The 16,868-nt window shown below is 72.3% G+C and carries 13 protein-coding genes; 5 read left to right on the top strand and 8 right to left on the bottom strand.

The window, feature by feature from the left end; translation table 11 throughout:
* Positions 1-42 precede the first annotated feature (42 nt).
* From mmsA to iolC, 4 genes are all read right to left on the bottom strand, one after another.
* The gene (gene mmsA / locus ACFW2Y_RS27375; RefSeq protein ID WP_384884552.1) at positions 43-1,545 is read right to left on the bottom strand and encodes a CoA-acylating methylmalonate-semialdehyde dehydrogenase; all 1,503 of its coding nucleotides are present in this window, start codon (positions 1,543-1,545) and stop codon (positions 43-45) included.
* Between the two features lie 14 nt (positions 1,546-1,559).
* Entirely contained in the window at positions 1,560-3,455 is a 1,896-nt protein-coding gene (gene iolD, locus ACFW2Y_RS27370; protein ID WP_384884550.1) for a 3D-(3,5/4)-trihydroxycyclohexane-1,2-dione acylhydrolase (decyclizing), read from the bottom strand.
* Complete coding sequence (iolB, locus tag ACFW2Y_RS27365; protein ID WP_384884548.1) at positions 3,410-4,249, bottom strand: 5-deoxy-glucuronate isomerase; 840 nt, start codon at positions 4,247-4,249, stop codon at positions 3,410-3,412. The genes iolD and iolB overlap by 46 nt, the downstream gene beginning before the upstream one ends.
* Positions 4,250-4,371: 122 nt before the next feature.
* Positions 4,372-5,376, bottom strand: a complete 1,005-nt coding sequence (iolC, locus tag ACFW2Y_RS27360) for a 5-dehydro-2-deoxygluconokinase (protein ID WP_384884556.1) — start codon at positions 5,374-5,376, stop codon at positions 4,372-4,374.
* A 169-nt stretch (positions 5,377-5,545) separates the two neighbouring features.
* On the opposite strand from iolC, the gene ACFW2Y_RS27355 reads away from it, so the two are divergent.
* Positions 5,546-6,457, top strand: coding sequence for a sugar phosphate isomerase/epimerase family protein (locus tag ACFW2Y_RS27355; RefSeq protein ID WP_384884546.1), 912 nt, complete (start codon positions 5,546-5,548; stop codon positions 6,455-6,457).
* A 213-nt stretch (positions 6,458-6,670) separates the two neighbouring features.
* On the opposite strand, the gene ACFW2Y_RS27350 is transcribed toward ACFW2Y_RS27355, so the two are convergent.
* A complete protein-coding gene (locus tag ACFW2Y_RS27350) occupies positions 6,671-7,417 on the bottom strand; it encodes a phosphotransferase family protein (RefSeq protein WP_384884544.1) in 747 nt (248 codons plus the stop codon).
* Between the two features lie 395 nt (positions 7,418-7,812).
* On the opposite strand from ACFW2Y_RS27350, the gene ACFW2Y_RS27345 reads away from it, so the two are divergent.
* A complete protein-coding gene (locus ACFW2Y_RS27345) occupies positions 7,813-8,010 on the top strand; it encodes a helix-turn-helix transcriptional regulator (RefSeq protein ID WP_384884542.1) in 198 nt (65 codons plus the stop codon).
* A gap of 85 nt (positions 8,011-8,095) precedes the next feature.
* Here ACFW2Y_RS27345 and ACFW2Y_RS27340 read toward each other — a convergent pair whose 3' ends face one another.
* A complete protein-coding gene (locus tag ACFW2Y_RS27340; RefSeq protein ID WP_384884554.1) occupies positions 8,096-9,427 on the bottom strand; it encodes a tachylectin-related carbohydrate-binding protein in 1,332 nt (443 codons plus the stop codon).
* Positions 9,428-9,455: 28 nt separating this feature from the next.
* The gene (locus tag ACFW2Y_RS27335) at positions 9,456-11,696 is read right to left on the bottom strand and encodes an MMPL family transporter (protein WP_384884540.1); all 2,241 of its coding nucleotides are present in this window, start codon (positions 11,694-11,696) and stop codon (positions 9,456-9,458) included.
* Positions 11,697-11,860: 164 nt separating this feature from the next.
* Between ACFW2Y_RS27335 and ACFW2Y_RS27330 the strand changes: the two genes are divergently transcribed.
* Positions 11,861-12,544 (top strand): TetR/AcrR family transcriptional regulator, encoded by a 684-nt coding sequence (locus ACFW2Y_RS27330; RefSeq protein ID WP_384884538.1) that lies wholly within the window; start codon positions 11,861-11,863, stop codon positions 12,542-12,544.
* On the opposite strand, the gene ACFW2Y_RS27325 is transcribed toward ACFW2Y_RS27330, so the two are convergent.
* Complete coding sequence (locus ACFW2Y_RS27325; RefSeq protein ID WP_384884536.1) at positions 12,522-13,736, bottom strand: cation:proton antiporter; 1,215 nt, start codon at positions 13,734-13,736, stop codon at positions 12,522-12,524. The genes ACFW2Y_RS27330 and ACFW2Y_RS27325 overlap by 23 nt on opposite strands.
* A gap of 231 nt (positions 13,737-13,967) precedes the next feature.
* Between ACFW2Y_RS27325 and ACFW2Y_RS27320 the strand changes: the two genes are divergently transcribed.
* Together ACFW2Y_RS27320 and ACFW2Y_RS27315 are read left to right on the top strand one after the other, a co-directional pair.
* Positions 13,968-14,192, top strand: coding sequence for a heavy-metal-associated domain-containing protein (locus ACFW2Y_RS27320; RefSeq protein ID WP_384884534.1), 225 nt, complete (start codon positions 13,968-13,970; stop codon positions 14,190-14,192).
* A gap of 72 nt (positions 14,193-14,264) precedes the next feature.
* Positions 14,265-16,484 carry a heavy metal translocating P-type ATPase gene (locus ACFW2Y_RS27315; RefSeq protein WP_384884532.1) on the top strand — a complete coding sequence of 740 codons (2,220 nt, stop codon included), beginning with the start codon at positions 14,265-14,267 and terminating at the stop codon, positions 16,482-16,484.
* Positions 16,485-16,868: the final 384 nt, after the last annotated feature.

The following is a 16,868-nucleotide window of genomic DNA, read 5'->3' as shown; positions in this document are numbered from 1 at the left end:
GGCGCGGGGTGCGCTCCGGGGGCCGGTCCGTCGGTCGTGGTGTCAGTGGTTGCGGGGGAAGCCCAGGTCGACGCCGGTCGATGCCTCGGACGGGTCGGGCCAGCGGGTGGTGACGACCTTGCCGCGGGTGTAGAAGTGCACGCCGTCGTTGCCGTAGATGTGGTGGTCGCCGAAGAGCGAGTCCTTCCAGCCGCCGAAGGAGTGGTAGCCGACCGGCACCGGGATCGGCACGTTCACGCCGACCATGCCGGCCTGGACCTCCAGCTGGAAGCGACGGGCGGCGCCGCCGTCGCGGGTGAAGATCGCGGTGCCGTTGCCGAACGGCGAGGCGTTGATGAGGGCGAGGCCCTCCTCGTAGGTCTCGGCGCGCAGCACGCAGAGGACCGGGCCGAAGATCTCGTCCTGGTAGGCCTTGGCGGTGGTGGGCACGCGGTCGAGGAGGGAGAGGCCGATCCAGTGGCCGTTCTCGTGGCCCTCGACGGTGTAACCGGTGCCGTCGAGGACGACCTCGCAGCCCTCGGCGGCTGCGCCGTGGACGTAGGAGGCGACCTTGTCGCGGTGGACGGCCGTGATGAGCGGGCCCATCTCGGAGGTGGGGTCGGTGCCGGGGCCGATCTTGATCTTCTCGGCGCGCTCGCGGATCTTCTCGACCAGTTCGTCGCCGATGGAGCCGACCGCGACGACCGCGGAGATGGCCATGCAGCGCTCGCCGGCGGAGCCGTACGCCGCGGAGACGGCGGCGTCGGCCGCCGCGTCGAGGTCGGCGTCCGGGAGGACCAGCATGTGGTTCTTGGCACCGCCGAGGGCCTGGACGCGCTTGCCGTGCGCGGAGGCCGTGGTGTGGATGTACTTCGCGATCGGGGTGGAGCCGACGAAGGAGATCGCGGAGACGTCCGGGTGCTCCAGGAGCCGGTCGACGGCGACCTTGTCGCCGTGCAGGACGTTGAAGACGCCGTCCGGGAGGCCCGCCTCGGCGAGCAGCTCGGCGATCTTCAAGGACGGTGACGGGTCCTTCTCGCTCGGCTTGAGGACGAAGGTGTTGCCGGTCGCGATGGCGATCGGGAACATCCACATCGGCACCATGGCCGGGAAGTTGAAGGGCGTGATGCCGGCGACGACGCCGACGGGCTGGCGGATCGACGCCACGTCGACGCGGTTCGACACCTGGGTGGAGAGCTCGCCCTTGAGCTGGGTGGTGATGCCGCAGGCCAGGTCGACGATCTCCAGGCCGCGGGCGACCTCGCCGAGCGCGTCGGAGTGGACCTTGCCGTGCTCGGCGACGATCAGTTCGGCGATGGCGTCGCGGTTGGCGTCGAGGAGCGCGCGGAACTTGAAGAGGATCGTGGTGCGCTGGGCGAGCGAGGAGGTGCCCCAGGTCGCGAAGGCGTCCTTCGCGGCGGCGACGGCGGCGTCGACCTCGTCGACGGAGGCGAGCGCGACCTGCGTGGTGACGGCGCCGGTGGCCGGATCGGTGACCGGGCCCCAGTTGCCCGACGTGCCCTCGACGGTCTTGCCACCGATCCAGTGGTGGACGGTCTTCGTCATGACGAGTTACTCCTTCAGAGATGGCGGCGTCGGGCGGTGACGTGCCGGTCGTACTCCTCGCGGGCCTTGACCGCCGACGGGCGGGTCGACGTCTCGGCCACGGGCACATCCCACCACGCCTGGGCCGGGGGCGCGCCCGACACTGTGTCTGGCGTTTCGGTCTCGACGTAGACACATGTGGGAACCGTCGCGGCGCGCGCGTCCACGAGGGCTTCCCGCAGGTCACGGATGGTGCGGGGGCGCAGCACCCGCATGCCGAGGGAGGCGGCGTTGGCACCGAGGTCAACCGGGAGCGGCGGTCCGGTGAAGCTTCCGTCGTCCGCTCGGTACCGGTAGTCGGTGCCGTAGCGCTCGGCGCCGACGGCTTCGGAGAGGCCGCCGATGGAGGCGTATCCGTGGTTCTGCAGGACCAGTAGCTTCAGGGGCAGTCGCTCCTGGACGGCGGTGACGATCTCGGTGGGATTCATCAGGTACGTACCGTCGCCGACGAGTGCCCAGACGGGCCGTCCGGGCGCGGCGAGGAGCACTCCGAGGGCGGCGGGGATCTCGTAGCCCATGCAGGAGTAGCCGTACTCGACGTGGTACTGGTCGCGGGAGCGGGGGCGCCAGAGCCGGTGGAGGTCGCCCGGGAGCGAGCCGGCGGCGTTGATCAGGATGTCGGTGGCGTCGACCAGGGTGTCGAGTACGCCCAGCACCTGGGTCTGGGTGGGGCGGGCGTCCTCGTCGGGGACGGCGTAGGCGGCGTCGACCTGCTCCTGCCAGTGGCGGTGGGCGGAGCTCCAGCGGGCCGTCGTGCGGGGCGGGCCGCCGAGTGCCCGGGTGAGGGCGGCGAGGCCCTCGCGGGCGTCGGCGACGAGGGGCAGCGCGGCCTGCTTGTGGGCGTCGAAGCCGGTGATGTTGAGGTTGACGAACCGGGCGTCGGGAGGGAAGAGGGTGCCGGAGGCGGTGGTGAAGTCGGTGTGGCGGGTTCCGACACCGAGGACGAGGTCGCTGGTGCGTGCGAGGGAGTTGGCGGTGCTGGTGCCGGTGTGGCCGATGCCGCCGACGTCACAGCGGTGGTCGTACGGAAGGACTCCCTTGCCTGCCTGGGTGGTGGCGACGGGCAGCCCGGCGCGCTCGGCCAGTTCGCGCAGCGCGTCCTCGGCGCCGCTGTGCCTCACTCCGCCGCCCGCGACGATCAGCGGACGCTCGGCGGCCTTCACGGCCCGTGCGGCGGCGTCGAGCTCGGCCGCGTCGGGGCGGGGGCGGCGGATCGTCCAGACCCGCTCGACGAAGAACTCCTCGGGCCAGTCGTGGGCCTCTGCCTGGACGTCCTGGGGCAGGGCCAGGGTCACGGCTCCGGTCTCGGCGGGGTCGGCGAGGACCCGGGCGGCGGCGAGGGCGGCCGGGATCAGGGCTTCGGGGCGGCCGATCCGGTCGAAGTAGCGCGAGACAGGGCGCAGGCAGTCGTTGACGGAGACCTCACCGGCGTACGGCACCTGGAGCTGCTGGAGGACCGGATCGGCGGGGCGGGTCGCGAAGGTGTCGCCGGGCAGGAGCAGCACCGGGAGGTGGTTGATCGTGGCGAGGGCGGCCCCGGTGACGAGGTTGGTGGCGCCGGGGCCGATGGAGGTGGTGACGGCGTGTGCGGAGAGCCGGCCGGACTGGCGGGCGAAGCCGACGGCGGCGTGCACCATGGCCTGTTCGTTGCGGCCCTGGTGGAAGGGCATCAGGTCGGCGTGTTCGACGAGGGCCTGGCCGATGCCGGCGACGTTCCCGTGGCCGAAGACTCCCCAGGTGGCGGCGATCAGCCGGTGGCGCGCGCCGTCGCGTTCGGTGTACTGGGCGGCGAGGAAGCGGACGAGGGCCTGGGCGACGGTGAGCCTCATGCGTACCCCTCCGTGTGGTCCGGGTGGAAGGAGATCTTCCATTCTCGCTCGGCTCCGGGCCCCGCCATGACGTTGAGGTAGTAGAGGTCGTGCCCCGGTTGGGCGATCGAGGGGCCGTGCCAGCCGTCGGGGACGAGGACCGCATCGCCGTCGCGGATCTCGGCGAGGAGTTCGGCGCCGCCCGGCCGGGAGGGGGAGATCCGCTGGTAGGCAAGCCCGTGCGGGCCGGCGATCTCGTAGTAGTAGATCTCTTCGAGGACGGACTCGACGCCCGGCTGGTGCTCGTCGTGCTTGTGCGGCGGGTAGGAGGACCAGTTGCCCCCGGGGGTGAGGACTTCGACGGCGATGAGCCGGTCGCAGTCGAAGCCGTGCCGGCCCTCGCTCCCGGCGGCGGCGAAGTTCCGCACCTGGCGGGTGCGGTTGCCGCTGCCCCGGGTCTCGACGGGAACCTCCGGCGCGGGACCGTAGCGGGCGGGGAGTCGTCGCTCGCACTTCGCTCCTGCCAAAGCGAAGCGGCCTCCCGCGCCGGAGGCGATTTGGGCGTGGGCATCGCGCGGTACGTAGACGAAGTCGCTCACCCCGTCGAACACGCTTGCGCGGCCCGCGAGTTCGAGTTCCTTGCCGTCGACGCGCACGCTACAGGCACCGGAGAGGGGAAGTACGACCCATTCGGAATCCCCGCTCTCGAAGGAGTGGTTCCCTCCCGGACCGAGGGCGAGGACCCGGAGGGCGGAGTAGGTCCAGCCGGCCCGCTCGGGGTCGATGTCCACCGCGTAGGGGCCCCGTGCGGCGGAGCCTGCGGGCCGGTGGAGGAGGACGGGACGGTCGAGGTTCATGGGGAAGGTCCCTCTCGTTCCTGGATTCTGCGGGTGGGCGGACGCTGTGCCGGGACCGGCGTCCGACCGGTCGGAGCGCCGTTCGGACGTCCACGCCCCGGTCGCGCGGCGCCGCACGCCCTTCACCCCGCCCTCTCGCGCCCCCGGGGGCGTGCGGGAGCCGCCGACCCCGCGGCTCGGCCTTCCCCTCGCGGGATCGTTCCCGTGCCCGCCGCGAGGGCCGCGGCGATCTCGGTCCGGTCCGGCATGGCGGAGGAGCAGGCGAGTCGGCCGGCGACGATCGCGCCGGCGGCGTTGGCGTGGCGCAGGAGCGTGTCGAGGTCCCGCCCGGCGAGCAGTCCGTCGACGAGCGCCCCGCCGAAGGCGTCGCCCGCGCCGAGGCCGTTGACGACCTCGACCGGCAGGGGCGGCACTTCGGCGCGGACCCCCTCGGCGGTGAGCGCGAAGACCCCTTCGGCACCCCGCTTGACGACAGCGAGCCGGACCGGGCCGCTCGCGAGCAGGGCGCGGGCGGCGGCCTCGGGTTCCCGCTCCCCCGTGGCGACCGCGCACTCGTCGAGGTTGCCGAGGGCGACGGTGGCGTGGCGCAACGCCTCGGCGTAGTGGGGACGGGCCGCTGCCGGGTCCGTCCAGAACATCGGCCGCCAGTCCAGGTCGAGGACCGTCGTGCCGCGGCCGGACCGGGCCCGCAGTGCCTCCAGGGTGGCGGTGCGGCTCGGCTCGGCGCACAGTCCGGTGCCGGTCGCCCAGAAGACCCGGGCGGCGCGGATCGCGTCGAGGTCCAGCTCCTGCGGTCGGATCTCCAGGTCGGGGGCGCGGGGGCGGCGGTAGAAGTAGAGCGGGAAGTCGTCGGGCGGGAAGAGCGCGCAGAAGGTGACCGGCGTGGGGTGCGCCTCGACCTCAGTGACCCAGCGGTCGTCCACGCCGAACTCCTTGAGTTCGCGGCGCAGATAGGTGCCGAAGGGGTCGGCGCCGGTGCGGGAGAGGAGCGCGGTGCGGCGGCCGAGGCGGGCGGCGGCGACGGCCACGTTGGCCGCGGAGCCGCCGAGGAACTTGCGGAAGGTCTCGACCCGGTCGAGACCGACCCCGCTCTGCAGCGGGTACAGGTCCACGCCGAGGCGCCCCATGGTGATCAGCTCGTACGGCTCCGTCTCCACGCGCCACCCTTCGGCCCGGCCGCCCTCGGCTCCGCACCCAGGTCTAGTCGTCCGCCGGAGGCGTGTCAACGACATGTCCGGACATTCGGACCACCGGACCGCTTGACGCTGCTCGCGGGCTCCGGCCAAGGTGGCAGGCATGACGAAGCCGTCGCCGCAGTCGTCCCGCATCCGCATCGGCTCCGCCCCGGACTCCTGGGGGGTGTGGTTCCCCGACGATCCGCGACAGGTGCCGTGGCAGCGCTTCCTCGACGAGGTGTCGGGCGCGGGGTACGGGTGGATCGAGCTCGGCCCGTACGGTTATCTGCCCACCGATCCCTCCGTCCTCACGGAGGAGACCGCCCGGCGTGGGCTGCGGGTCTCGGCCGGCACGGTCTTCAGCGGCCTGCACCACGGCCCCGCCGTCTGGGAGCGCACCTGGGCGCACGTCGCCGAGAACGCCGCCCTCGCCCAGGCCGTGGGGGCCGGCCATCTGGTCGTCATCCCGTCCTTCTGGCGGGACGACCGGACGGGCGAGGTGCTGGAGGAGCCGGTGCTCTCCGCGGAGCAGTGGCGGCACCTGACCCGGCTGACCGAGCGTCTGGGCCGCGAGGTGCACGAGCGGTACGGATTGCGGATCGTGGTCCATCCGCACGCCGACACCCATCTCGACGGCGAGGAGAGCGTGACCCGCTTCCTCGACGCGACCGACCCGGAGGCGGTCGCGCTGTGCTTGGACACCGGGCACTACGCGTACGCCGGCGGGGACAGCGTCAAGCTGATCGAGACGTACGGGGAACGGATCGGCTACCTCCATCTGAAGCAGGTCGACCCCGAGGTGTTGGCGGACGTGGTGGCGGAGGGACTGCCGTTCGGTCCGGCGGTGGCGCGGGGGGTGATGTGCGAGCCGCCGTCGGGGGTGCCCGCGCTGGAACCGGTCCTCGCCGCGGCGGCGGCGCTGGACGTGGACCTGTTCGCGATCGTCGAGCAGGACATGTACCCCTGCGAGGTGGACGTCCCGTATCCGATCGCCCTCCGCACCCGGCGCTTCCTCCGCTCCTGCGGGGTGTGACCGGCGCTGGTGGGGGTGTGACCGGCGCGGGCGCGGCCCTTGCGGCTCCTCATGAGAACGGGCTTCCGGGCCCCTGGGGGTGACGGTGTGCCGGCATCTGCTGGCGGCGACTCCGCGCCGGGCTCCGTCGGGGGCAAGGGCAGGCGGTGCGCCCCGGAGGACGGCCCGCTCGGTGCATCAGGACCCATGCGCAGCGGTCGGGCCCGCACGACCTCACGTCCGGGATCTCAGCACATCGACCTCGCAGCCCGGTGCGAAGGGGTCGAAGCCGTGCTCGATCAGCCAACGGACCGCCAGCAGGCTGCGCAACGACCACCACGCGTGGATCACGTCGAGATCGATGTCGGTGCCGTAGCCGGCGAGGACGTCGTCGAGGTGCTCCTGGTGTCCGAGCGTGAAGGTGGCGAGGTCGTACAGGGCATCGCCCTGGCCCGCCTCGGACCAGTCGATGATGCCCGTCACCTCGTCGCCGTCGACGAAGACGTGCGCGATCTGCAGGTCGCCGTGCGTGAACGCCGGAGTCCAGGGCCGGAGCGCGGCCTCGGCGACCTGGCGGTTGCGGGTGACCAGGTCAGCGGGCAGGAGGCCGTTCGCCACGAGCAACTCGCACTCGTCGTCGAGCTCCGCCGCCAGCGCGGCGGTGCTCCGACCGGCCCGGCCGGGCCGGGGCGGCAGCGGCGCGTCGTGCAGCTTCCGGATGGCGGCGCCCGCCGCGGCCCACGCCGCCGACGATCCGGTCGACGGCCCGCCGAGGCGTCCGAGCGTCGCCCCGGGGAGCGCGGCGATCGCGAGCACGGGCGGCTTGCGCCACAGGACCTCCGGGGTCGGAACCGGCGCGAGGGACATCGCCTCGACCTCGACGTCCATGCGCGCCTGATCGGCGTCCACCTTCAAGAACACGTCCCCGACGCGCAGGGTCGCGCGCTCGGGATGAGCGACGACGACTCGAACCTCGTCCATGGGCGACCAGTATTCCGGTGACGACCGCCAAAGTCGCCGGGATCATGCGTCCGATGGCGCGGCTCAGCGCGTCCCGCTGCCCGGCGGCCTCGTGCACCGCACCGAGCCCTCCCGAGGTCGGGCCCCCCTTTGGTCGGGAGGCCCTAGCGCCCTGGCGCGGGGAACGCACGCACCCACGCCGGTGACCCCGTGTGTCTCTTTCGTCACGGAGGTCTCCCCCTCGTCACGCATGTCTCCGTTACGCGGGTTACGGGTCACAGGCGCTCGACGCCCGCTCCCCTCCTGCCGGACGGGGTCGTTGCAGGGGCACAGGCTCAGTGATCGCCAACGCCCGCCCGCAGCGCCCCCGAACGGCACCCCGCCACCGCTGCGCGGCGCGCAGGGAGGTGCCAGGCATGACGGACAGAAGGCTCTGGTCGTACAAGGACATCGCCGCACACATCCGGGTGCAACCCGACACGGTCCGCTCCTACCGGAAGCACGGGTTGCTCCCCGCGCCCGACCACGTGGAGTCGGGCAAGCCGTACTGGTACGCGGACACGATCCGCAGTTGGGTCGCCAGTCGCCCCGGCAATCGGAGTCGTCGCGACTGAGGGTGCCCGCCCCTGCGGCGCGGCTCCGCCCGGACGCGGTGCGCCGCCGGGTGACCGGGTCAGGGCCCGGTCACCCGGCGGAGGGTCAGATCAGCACGTCGTAGATGCCGTAACCCCAGCCGACCTTCGTACGAAAGGAGGAGGGCGCGTAGCCGAAGCCGGAGGGCGCGGAGTCGTAGGCCCAGAGCTTGCCGTCGGTTCCCCGGGCGATCAGCTCGGTGTGGCTGTACCGGCCGAGCTCCTTGGTGCCCGTGACGGCGTCGTAGACGTTCCAGCCGCCGCCGATCCTCCAGCGGGCGTCGAACGGCCTCTCCGGCGACGCCAGTGCGGTGGAGCCGTTGTACTTCCAGAGCACGCCGTCCGCGTCACGGGCGACCAGGCCGTCCGCGAAGCCGGTGATCCGGGTGTAGACGTTCCAGCCGCCGCCGACGCGGACGGCCGGCAGGAAGGAACCGGCGCCCTCGCCCTCGGTGTCGCGCTCGAAGTTCCAGAGGACTCCGCCCTTGTCGCGGGCGACGAGGCCGCCCTTGCCGTTGGCGGCGATGGCCGTGTACTGCGACCACGTCGAGACGCCGCCGCCCCCGGTGGCACGCACGCGCGGCAGGAAGGGGGCGTCGGGATTTCCGGATCCGTGGTAGTACCAGGCGACGCCGGCGGCGTCCAAGGCCACCAGATCGCCCGTACCGGCAGCGGTCGTGGGGGTCAGCTGAACGATCTGCTTGTAGACGTTCCAGCCGCCGCCGACCCGCTTCCGGGCCGTCAGGGACCGGTCGAAGCTGCCGGTGGACTCGTAGCGCCACAGGACGCCGTCCCTGTCGCGGGCGTGGAAGGCGCCGCGCTCGTCCGCCGCCGGGACGCTCTCGACGAAGTCGAGTCCGACCGTGCCCCGGGCCACGACGGCGCCGCTCGCGTCCTTCAGTTCGACGGGCGCGTCGAGCGAGCCGAGCCAGCCCATGCCGCTCGGGAGGTCGAAGGTGACCGCGTAGTCGAGGGACGCCGCGGCCTGGACGACGGGCAGGTCGAGCACGAGCCGGGCAGGACCGTCCTCGTCCAGACTCGTCCCGCTCCAGGCGCAGGGCGCGAACGCTCCGCCGCCGGTGGAGCAGGTGGACGTCATCACGGCGGCTGCCCGGTAGTCGGTCGTGCCGCCGACCGGCCAGTCGGTGACGGGCAGGGTGAGACGGGCCGTGAGCGAGCCGGTGGTGCCGGCCTGCGGCGCCGCCGAGAACCGCAGCGTGACGGGGCCTTCGGGGCCGGTCGGGACGACCAGCCGGTCGCCCGTCTGGACCACGGAACCCGGTTCCGCGGTCGTTCCCGACTGCACCGTCACCGGTGCGGCGGCGGCTGCCGCACCTCCCGACGACACCGTTGCGATTCCCGCGACGAGTGCCGTCGCGAGGACCAGGGCCGCACGCATGTGTGCCACTGAACCCTCCTCAGAAGACTTATCGGGGCGCGGAAGCGGGCTCCCGCAACTCCTCGTTCACGTCTATGACACCCGTCCCGCCCGAATGGTTGTCCGTTCCGGCCTCGCTGACCCCGAAGCGGTCGTGGAAGCGCCGCAGCGGAGCCGGCGCCCACCAGGTGAGCCTGCCGGTCAGCTTCATCACGGAGGGAACGAGCAGGCTGCGGACCACCATCGCGTCCATGAGGACGGCGAGGGCGACGCCCAGGCCGAGCATCTTGGTGTTGGTGACCCGCGAGGTGCCGATGGCGACCATGACGACGGCGAGGATCACCGCGGCGGCGGTGATCAGGCCGCCGGTGTGACGGAGCCCGAACCGGACGGAGTGCTCGTGGTCTCCGGTGGCGTCGTACTCCTCCTTGACGCGGGAGAGCAGGAACACCCCGTAGTCCATGGAGAGTCCGAAGGCCACGCAGAACATGAGGACGGGCAGCGTGGTCTCGATGTCGCCGGTGGAGGTGAAGCCGAGGAGCCCGGCGAGGTGTCCCTCCTGGAAGACCCACACGACGGCGCCGAACATCGCCGTGAGGCTGAGGGCGTTGAGGGCGACGGCCTGGAGGGGGACGAGGACGCTGCCGGTCAGCAGGAAGACCAGGAGCAGGGTGACGAGGACGATGATCCCCGCCGCCCAGGGCAGCCGATCGGCGATGGCGTCCTTGGAGTCGACGAGGACGGCGGCCGGCCCGGTGACGGAGGTCTCGAACGGCGCCTCGGCCGCGCGCAGTTCCCCGACGACCCGCTGGGCGTCGGCACCGACGGTCTCGCCCTCGGACACCACGGTGAAGTAGGCGGAACCGTCGCCCGCGGTGACGGGCCCCTCGGCCCGGACGACGCCGTCCAGGGCGGCGATCCGCTCGCGGTAGTCCGCGTACTGCGCGGGGGTGGACCGGCCCTCGGCGAGGACGGTGATCCCGCCTCCCGGATTCCCCGGGAAGCCTTCGCGCAGCTGGTCCTGGACGACCCGGGAGGAAGCGGTGACGGGGAGCTGACGATCGTCGGCGGTGCCGAACTTCACGTCGAGGAAGGGAAGTCCGAGCAGGACCAGCCCGGCGGTGGTGACGATCGCGAAGACCGGCGCCCGGCGCATCACCAGGCCGGCGAACCGCCCCCAGCCCGCCCCCGGAGAGTCCTTCCGGGGTGCCCGCCGGCCCCGGAGGAGGCGCCTCAGGTCGAGGGCGTTGACCCGGTCGCCGAGGAGGACGAGGGCTGCCGGGAGCAGGGTGAGTGCGGCTGCGGCGGCGAGCAGGACGACGGCGATCCCGGCGTAGGCGAAGGAGCGCAGGAAGTACTGCGGGAAGACCAGCATCGCGGCGAGCGAGACGGCGACGGTCAGGGCGGAGAAGAGGACGGTCCGGCCGGCCGTGCGCAGCGTGGCCCGGACGGCGGCACGGGCGTCGGCACCGGCCGCGAGCTCTTCGCGGTAGCGGCGGACGACGAACAGGGCGTAGTCGATGGCGAGTCCGAGCCCGAGGGCGGTCGTCAGGTTCTGCGCGAAGACGGAGACGTCGGTGAATTCGGTGATGCCGCGCAGGACGGCGTTGGTGCCGAGGATGGCGACGATGCCGACGCCGAGCGGCAGCAGGGCGGCCACGGCGCTGCCGAAGACCATGACGAGCAGGACGAGGGTGAGGGGCAGGGCGATGAGCTCGGCCCGCAGCAGGTCCTCCTGGATGACCGTCTGCATCTCGTGGCGGACGGCGAGTCCGCCTCCGAGGGACACCGTGACGGGACCGTGCGCGCCCCGGAATTCGGGGGCGATGCGGTCGAGGACGGCGGCGGCTTCCTTCTCCTCTCCCGCGATCCGGGCGCCTATCACGGCCCGGTGCCCGTCCTCGGAGCGGAGGGCGGGCGAGCCGGTGGACCAGTAGGAGCCGACGCCGTCGACGCCGGGTTCGGCATCGAGCCGCTCGGCGAGCCGCCGGGCCTCGGCGCTGACGGCCGGGGCGTCGACCCCGAGGTCCCCCGCGTCGACGAGCAGGAGCACGTTCGGCTGGGAGCCGGGGAACTGCCGCTCCAGGACCCCGGTGGCATAGGTGGACTCGGCGGCGGGGTCCTCCCAACCGCCGCTGCCCATGCGGTCGGCGACGCCGCCGCCCGCCAGGACGGCGAGGGCGGTGAGCACCAGGGCGACCAGGAGGGTGAGGCGCGGGCGTGCGGTCACGAACCGCGTCCATCCCCCGCCGCGCCCGCCGCCGGACCCAGCTTTCTTGACTTCGGACATGACGCGGTGTCCCCTTCACCGTGACCCGTGCGCGCGCTTCCCGGCAGGTCGCATGGGCCGCCCATTGCCATAGACTGGCAAACACGAGTGATCACTCGCGTTTCACAAGAATGCGAGCGACCTCTCGTGTTTGTCAAACACGTCGAGGAGAACGGGGGACAGCCATGCCCGAAGACGTGTCCGAAGCCCTGTCCGGGGAAACGAAGCCGCGCCGCCGCCAGGCGCGTGGCGAGCGCCGCATCGCGCAGCTGCTCCAGGCCGCCGCGAACGTCTTCTGCGCGCAGGGATACACGGCGACCAGCACCAATGCGATCGCTCGGGAGGCGAGCGTTTCGCCCGGCACGCTCTACCAGTACTTCCCCAACAAGGAGGCCATCGCGATCGAGCTCGGCGAGCGCCTGCTGACCGAGATGCGGGAGGCCCACGGCCAGGCGTTCACCCCGGCCAACCTGGCCCTGCCGCTGCCCGAGATGCTGGACGTCACGGTCGACCCGCTGATCGCCTTCAACTGCGAGAACCCCGCCTTCCTCGCCCTGATGCACGGCTCGGAGGTGCCCGGCCGGATCACCGAGGAGCACGACGCCCTGCACGCCAATCTGCTCGCCCGGGTGCAGGAGGTCATCGGCCACTACGCCCCCGCACTGCCCGTCGAGGAACGCTCCCGCATCGCCAACATGACCTTCGCGATCTTCAAGGGCGGCCTGGACCTGATCCTGGCCGCCCCCGAGGGGGCCGAGCGGGAGGCGACGATCGCCGAACTGAAGACCGTCCTCCTGCGCTACCTCTGCCCCCTGGTCGAAGGACCCTCCGCGAGCGAAGGACCGGTCACCACGACTCGGACCCGCTGACCGGCTCCGGCGGTCGCGCCTCCTCCCCGGCCCGCGCCCGCAGCCTCAGGGCGATCAGCGGGAAGACGAGCACGGAGAGCATGCCGGCCCCGACGAGCGCCGCCGCTTCGCCGGCCGTCATCTCCTGGTCGTCGACGCCGATGGTGGTGATCGCGACGACGAGCGGCAGCGCGGTGGAACCGTAGAGCACGAGCCCGCTGCGGTCCCTGCGGTCGAGGTCCCGGGGGGCGAGGAACCAGATCGGCGCACCGCGCACCACGAGGAAGAGCAGCAGGAACACCGGCAGCAGGATCAGGACCCTGCCCCCGTGGAGGAGCGAGTCCAGGTCGAACTCGATCCCGGTCACCACGAAGAAGACGGGTACCAGGAAGCCGAAGCCGACGCCCTCGACCTTCTCCAGGATCTGCGGCCCGGAGTCGGGCGCGGCCCCGGTGAGCACGAGCCGGGTGATGAGTCCGGCGGCGAAGGCACCGAGGAGCACGTCCAGTCCGAGCGCCGTCGACGCCCCGAGCATCAGGGCGAGCAACAGGAAGACGAAGCGGACGGCGAACTGACCGCTGGTGTGCAGGGTCTTGGCGATCACGTTGGCGAACCACGGCGGACGGGGTCGCAGCGCCCAGAACACGGCCGCCGCCGTGAGCGCGGCGAAGGCGGCGAGGAGCGCGGTGGACTCGGCGGCGCCCCGCCCGCTGAGCAGCAGGGCCATGGCGATGATCGGGCCGAACTCGCCGACCGCACCGAAGGCCATGACGACCGAGCCGAACCGCCCGTGGAGGTCGCCGGCGTCCCGCAGCACCGGCAGGACGGTGCCGAGGGCGGTGCTGGTCAGGGCGACGCCGATGAAGACGCCCTTGGTGTAGCCGCCGCCGAGCAGGACGCCGGCGAGGAGCCCGAGACCGAGGGCGATCAGCCAGGCCCACACGGAGCGCCGGAGGGTGTCGCCGCGCACCTTGCCGAATTCGATCTCGTAGCCCGCCAGGAAGATCAGCATGGTGAGGCCGAGTTCCGAGAACCCGTCGATCAGCGGATCGGTGTGCGCCCACCCCAGGACATCGGGGCCGACGAGGATGCCGAGCAGGATCTCGAAGATGACGAGGGGGACGGGGAGCCAGCGCCCCACCCCATAGGCGAGCAGCGGCGCCAGGACGGCGATCGCCATGATCAGAATGAGCATGCTCCCCGAATGCGACATATCGGGTGTTTACCATAGGGTCCGGCCGCGCACCCGCGTCAGGCGTCCGAGCGGTACGGGACGCCGGAAGCGCGCCCGACCGCCACCGGAGCACCGACCCACCCCCGCGGAACCCCTCCGCCGGGCGCGACCGGGAGCACGCGCGCGCCACGCATCGGCCGCGACTGGATTTCATACCCCCTAGGGGTATAACCTGAAATCCGTAGGACCCTGAACCAAGAGGAGAGCACCATGACCGCAGAGACGAAGACCGAACTCACCACCGTCTACCAGGTCAAGGGCATGACCTGCGGCCACTGCGAAGGTGCGGTCTCCAGCGAGATCTCCGAGATCCCCGGCGTCTCCTCGGTCACGGCCGTCGCCGAGACCGGCCGGGTCACCGTCGTCTCCGGGGCGCCGCTCGACGTGGAGGCCGTCCGCGCCGCCGTCGACGAGGCCGGCTACGAGCTGGTCTGACCGCCCCCGCCCCAGCGCTCCGCAAGGTCGTACCGTTACTGGGTACGACCCTGCTCTCGTTGGGAAACGCCCATGACGTCCACGATCACCGAGCTGACGATCGGTGGCATGACCTGCGCCTCCTGCGCCGCCCGGATCGAGAAGAAGCTCAACCGGCTGGACGGGGTGACGGCGACGGTCAACTACGCGACCGAGAGGGCCAGGGTCGAGCACCCGCCGGAGCTCCCGGTCGACGACCTGATCGCCACCGTCGTGAAGACCGGTTACACCGCCGAGGAACCCGCACCGCCGGAACCCGCGCCCGGCGAAGGGCACGGAGCGGAGCAGGACCAGGACCCCGAGCTCGCCGCCCTGCGGCGGCGGCTCGTCGTCTCCGCGGTCCTCGCCGCACCCGTGGTCCTGCTGGCCATGGTCCCCTCGCTCCAGTTCGACGACTGGCAGTGGCTCTCGCTCACCCTGGCCTCCCCTGTCGTCGTGTGGGGCGGACTTCCCTTCCACCGGGCCGCCTGGACCAACCTCCGGCACGGCACGGCCACCATGGACACCCTCGTCTCGATCGGCACCCTCGCCGCCTACGGCTGGTCCCTCTGGGCCCTCTTCTTCGGCGATGCCGGCGCCCCCGGGATGCGCCACGGCTTCGACCTCACCGCCGACCGGGCCCACGCCTCCTCCGCGATCTACCTGGAGGTCGCCGCCGGAGTCGTCACCTTCATCCTGCTGGGCCGCTACCTGGAGGCCCGCGCCAAGCGGAAGGCCGGCTCCGCCCTCCGTGCCCTGATGGAGCTCGGCGCCAAGGACGTGGCGGTCCTGCGCGGGGGCCGGGAGGTGCGGATCCCGGTCGACGACCTACGGACCGGCGACCGTTTCGTCGTGCGCCCCGGCGAGAAGATCGCCACCGACGGCACCGTCACCGAAGGCACCTCCGCCGTCGACGCCTCCCTGCTCACCGGGGAGTCGCTGCCCCTCGACGTGGCCCCCGGCTCCACCGTCACCGGCGGCTGCGTCAACGCCTCGGGGCGACTCCTCGTCGAGGCCACCCGGGTCGGCGCCGACACCCAACTCGCCCGGATCGCGAAGCTCGTCGAGGAGGCCCAGGGCGGCAAGGCCGAGGTACAGCGGCTCGCCGACCGGATCTCCGCCGTCTTCGTGCCGGTGGTGCTCCTGATCGCCCTGGGCACCCTCGTCACCTGGCTCCTCGTGACGGACGACGTCACCGCCGCCTTCACCGCCGCCGTCGCCGTCCTGATCATCGCCTGCCCCTGCGCCCTCGGCCTCGCCACCCCGACCGCCCTCATGGTCGGCACCGGCCGCGGCGCCCAGCTCGGCATCCTCATCAAGGGACCCGAGGTCCTGGAGTCCACCCGGCGCGTCGACACCGTCGTCCTGGACAAGACCGGCACGGTCACCACCGGCCGGATGCAGCTGACCGGCATCCGCGTGTACGGCGGGCGGTACGGCACCGACGCCACCGACGAGACCGAGCTGCTGCGGCTCGCGGGGGCCTTGGAGCACTCCTCCGAGCACCCGGTCGCCCGTGCGGTCGCGGAGGCCGCCGCCGAGCGCTGCGGCAAGCTCCCCGCACCGAAGACCTTCGAGAACGTTCCCGGGCTCGGCGTCCGCGGTTCGGTCGAGGGCCGGCTCGTCCTCGTCGGGCGGGCCGCCCTGCTCGCCTCCGAAGGGATCGAAGCGCCCGGAACGACGGAGCCCGGTGCCGTCCACGTCGCCTGGGACGGGGCGGCCCGGGGCAGCCTGACCGTCGCCGACGCCGTCAAGGACACCAGCGCCGAAGCGGTCGCCCGGCTGCGCGCCCTGGGACTGCGCCCCGTCCTGCTCACCGGGGACCACCGGGCGGTGGCGGAGGCCGTGGCGACCGAGGTGGGCATCGACGAAGTGATCGCGGAGGTGCTGCCCGAGGAGAAGGCCGAAGTGATCCGGCGGCTCCGCGCGGAAGGACGGACGGTCGCGATGGTCGGCGACGGGGTGAACGACGCCGCCGCGCTCGCCACGGCCGACCTCGGGCTCGCCATGGGCACGGGGACCGACGCGGCCATCGCGGCGAGCGACCTGACGCTCGTCCGGGGCGACCTCCGGGTCGCGGCCGACGCCATCCGACTCGCCCGACGGACCTTGGCGACGATCCGGGGCAACCTCGGCTGGGCCTTCGGCTACAACCTCGCCGCGCTCCCCCTCGCGGCGGCCGGACTCCTCAACCCGATGATTGCGGGTCTGGCCATGGCCCTTTCGTCCGTGTTCGTCGTGTCCAACAGCCTTCGTCTGCGTCACTTCACGTGAATTCGGTTACGTGTGACGCACAGGACCTTCACAAAGAGATCTAGATCACAGATATTGGGGGGTAACCATCTGGGCTGTTCGCGAGTCTAAGTGGGCGATGCCGAAGAACGTCTTGGGGGACGTTCATGGGATGTCTTGGGGGACGTCCCAGGCAAGCGCGGCCGGGGCACGTGCACGGGGAGCTTTGAGCGGCCCTCCCGTACGTACCCCGGCAGACCGCGCACCAGACGCCCGGCCCGGATCCCGTGGGGGGAATCCGCACCGGGGATATGGGAAGCGCCCCGCTCGCCGACCCGTGGGGGGATCGGCGGCGGGGCGCTTTTCGCCTCTCGCGGGGGCTCCGACTAGCGGGCCTCCACCGGGACGACGTCGCGGAGGACCTCA

The sequence above is a fragment of the Streptomyces sp. NPDC058877 genome, assembly GCF_042742855.1.
Lineage (GTDB): Bacteria > Actinomycetota > Actinomycetes > Streptomycetales > Streptomycetaceae > Streptomyces.
This window is presented reverse-complemented; position numbering and strand designations above follow the sequence as displayed.

What these genes read in the sequence shown, in the direction of transcription:
- ACFW2Y_RS27340 (WP_384884554.1), bottom strand. Translation starts at nt 9,427, where the DNA reads ATGCGTGCGGCCCTGGTCCTCGCGACGGCACTCGTCGCGGGAATCGCA.
- iolB (WP_384884548.1), bottom strand. Translation starts at nt 4,249, where the DNA reads ATGAACCTCGACCGTCCCGTCCTCCTCCACCGGCCCGCAGGCTCCGCC.
- ACFW2Y_RS27345 (WP_384884542.1), top strand. Translation starts at nt 7,813, where the DNA reads ATGACGGACAGAAGGCTCTGGTCGTACAAGGACATCGCCGCACACATC.
- ACFW2Y_RS27335 (WP_384884540.1), bottom strand. Translation starts at nt 11,696, where the DNA reads ATGTCCGAAGTCAAGAAAGCTGGGTCCGGCGGCGGGCGCGGCGGGGGA.
- ACFW2Y_RS27330 (WP_384884538.1), top strand. Translation starts at nt 11,861, where the DNA reads ATGCCCGAAGACGTGTCCGAAGCCCTGTCCGGGGAAACGAAGCCGCGC.
- ACFW2Y_RS27355 (WP_384884546.1), top strand. Translation starts at nt 5,546, where the DNA reads ATGACGAAGCCGTCGCCGCAGTCGTCCCGCATCCGCATCGGCTCCGCC.
- ACFW2Y_RS27350 (WP_384884544.1), bottom strand. Translation starts at nt 7,417, where the DNA reads ATGGACGAGGTTCGAGTCGTCGTCGCTCATCCCGAGCGCGCGACCCTG.
- ACFW2Y_RS27320 (WP_384884534.1), top strand. Translation starts at nt 13,968, where the DNA reads ATGACCGCAGAGACGAAGACCGAACTCACCACCGTCTACCAGGTCAAG.
- iolD (WP_384884550.1), bottom strand. Translation starts at nt 3,455, where the DNA reads ATGGAAGATCTCCTTCCACCCGGACCACACGGAGGGGTACGCATGAGG.
- ACFW2Y_RS27325 (WP_384884536.1), bottom strand. Translation starts at nt 13,736, where the DNA reads ATGTCGCATTCGGGGAGCATGCTCATTCTGATCATGGCGATCGCCGTC.
- iolC (WP_384884556.1), bottom strand. Translation starts at nt 5,376, where the DNA reads ATGGGGCGCCTCGGCGTGGACCTGTACCCGCTGCAGAGCGGGGTCGGT.
- mmsA (WP_384884552.1), bottom strand. Translation starts at nt 1,545, where the DNA reads ATGACGAAGACCGTCCACCACTGGATCGGTGGCAAGACCGTCGAGGGC.
- ACFW2Y_RS27315 (WP_384884532.1), top strand. Translation starts at nt 14,265, where the DNA reads ATGACGTCCACGATCACCGAGCTGACGATCGGTGGCATGACCTGCGCC.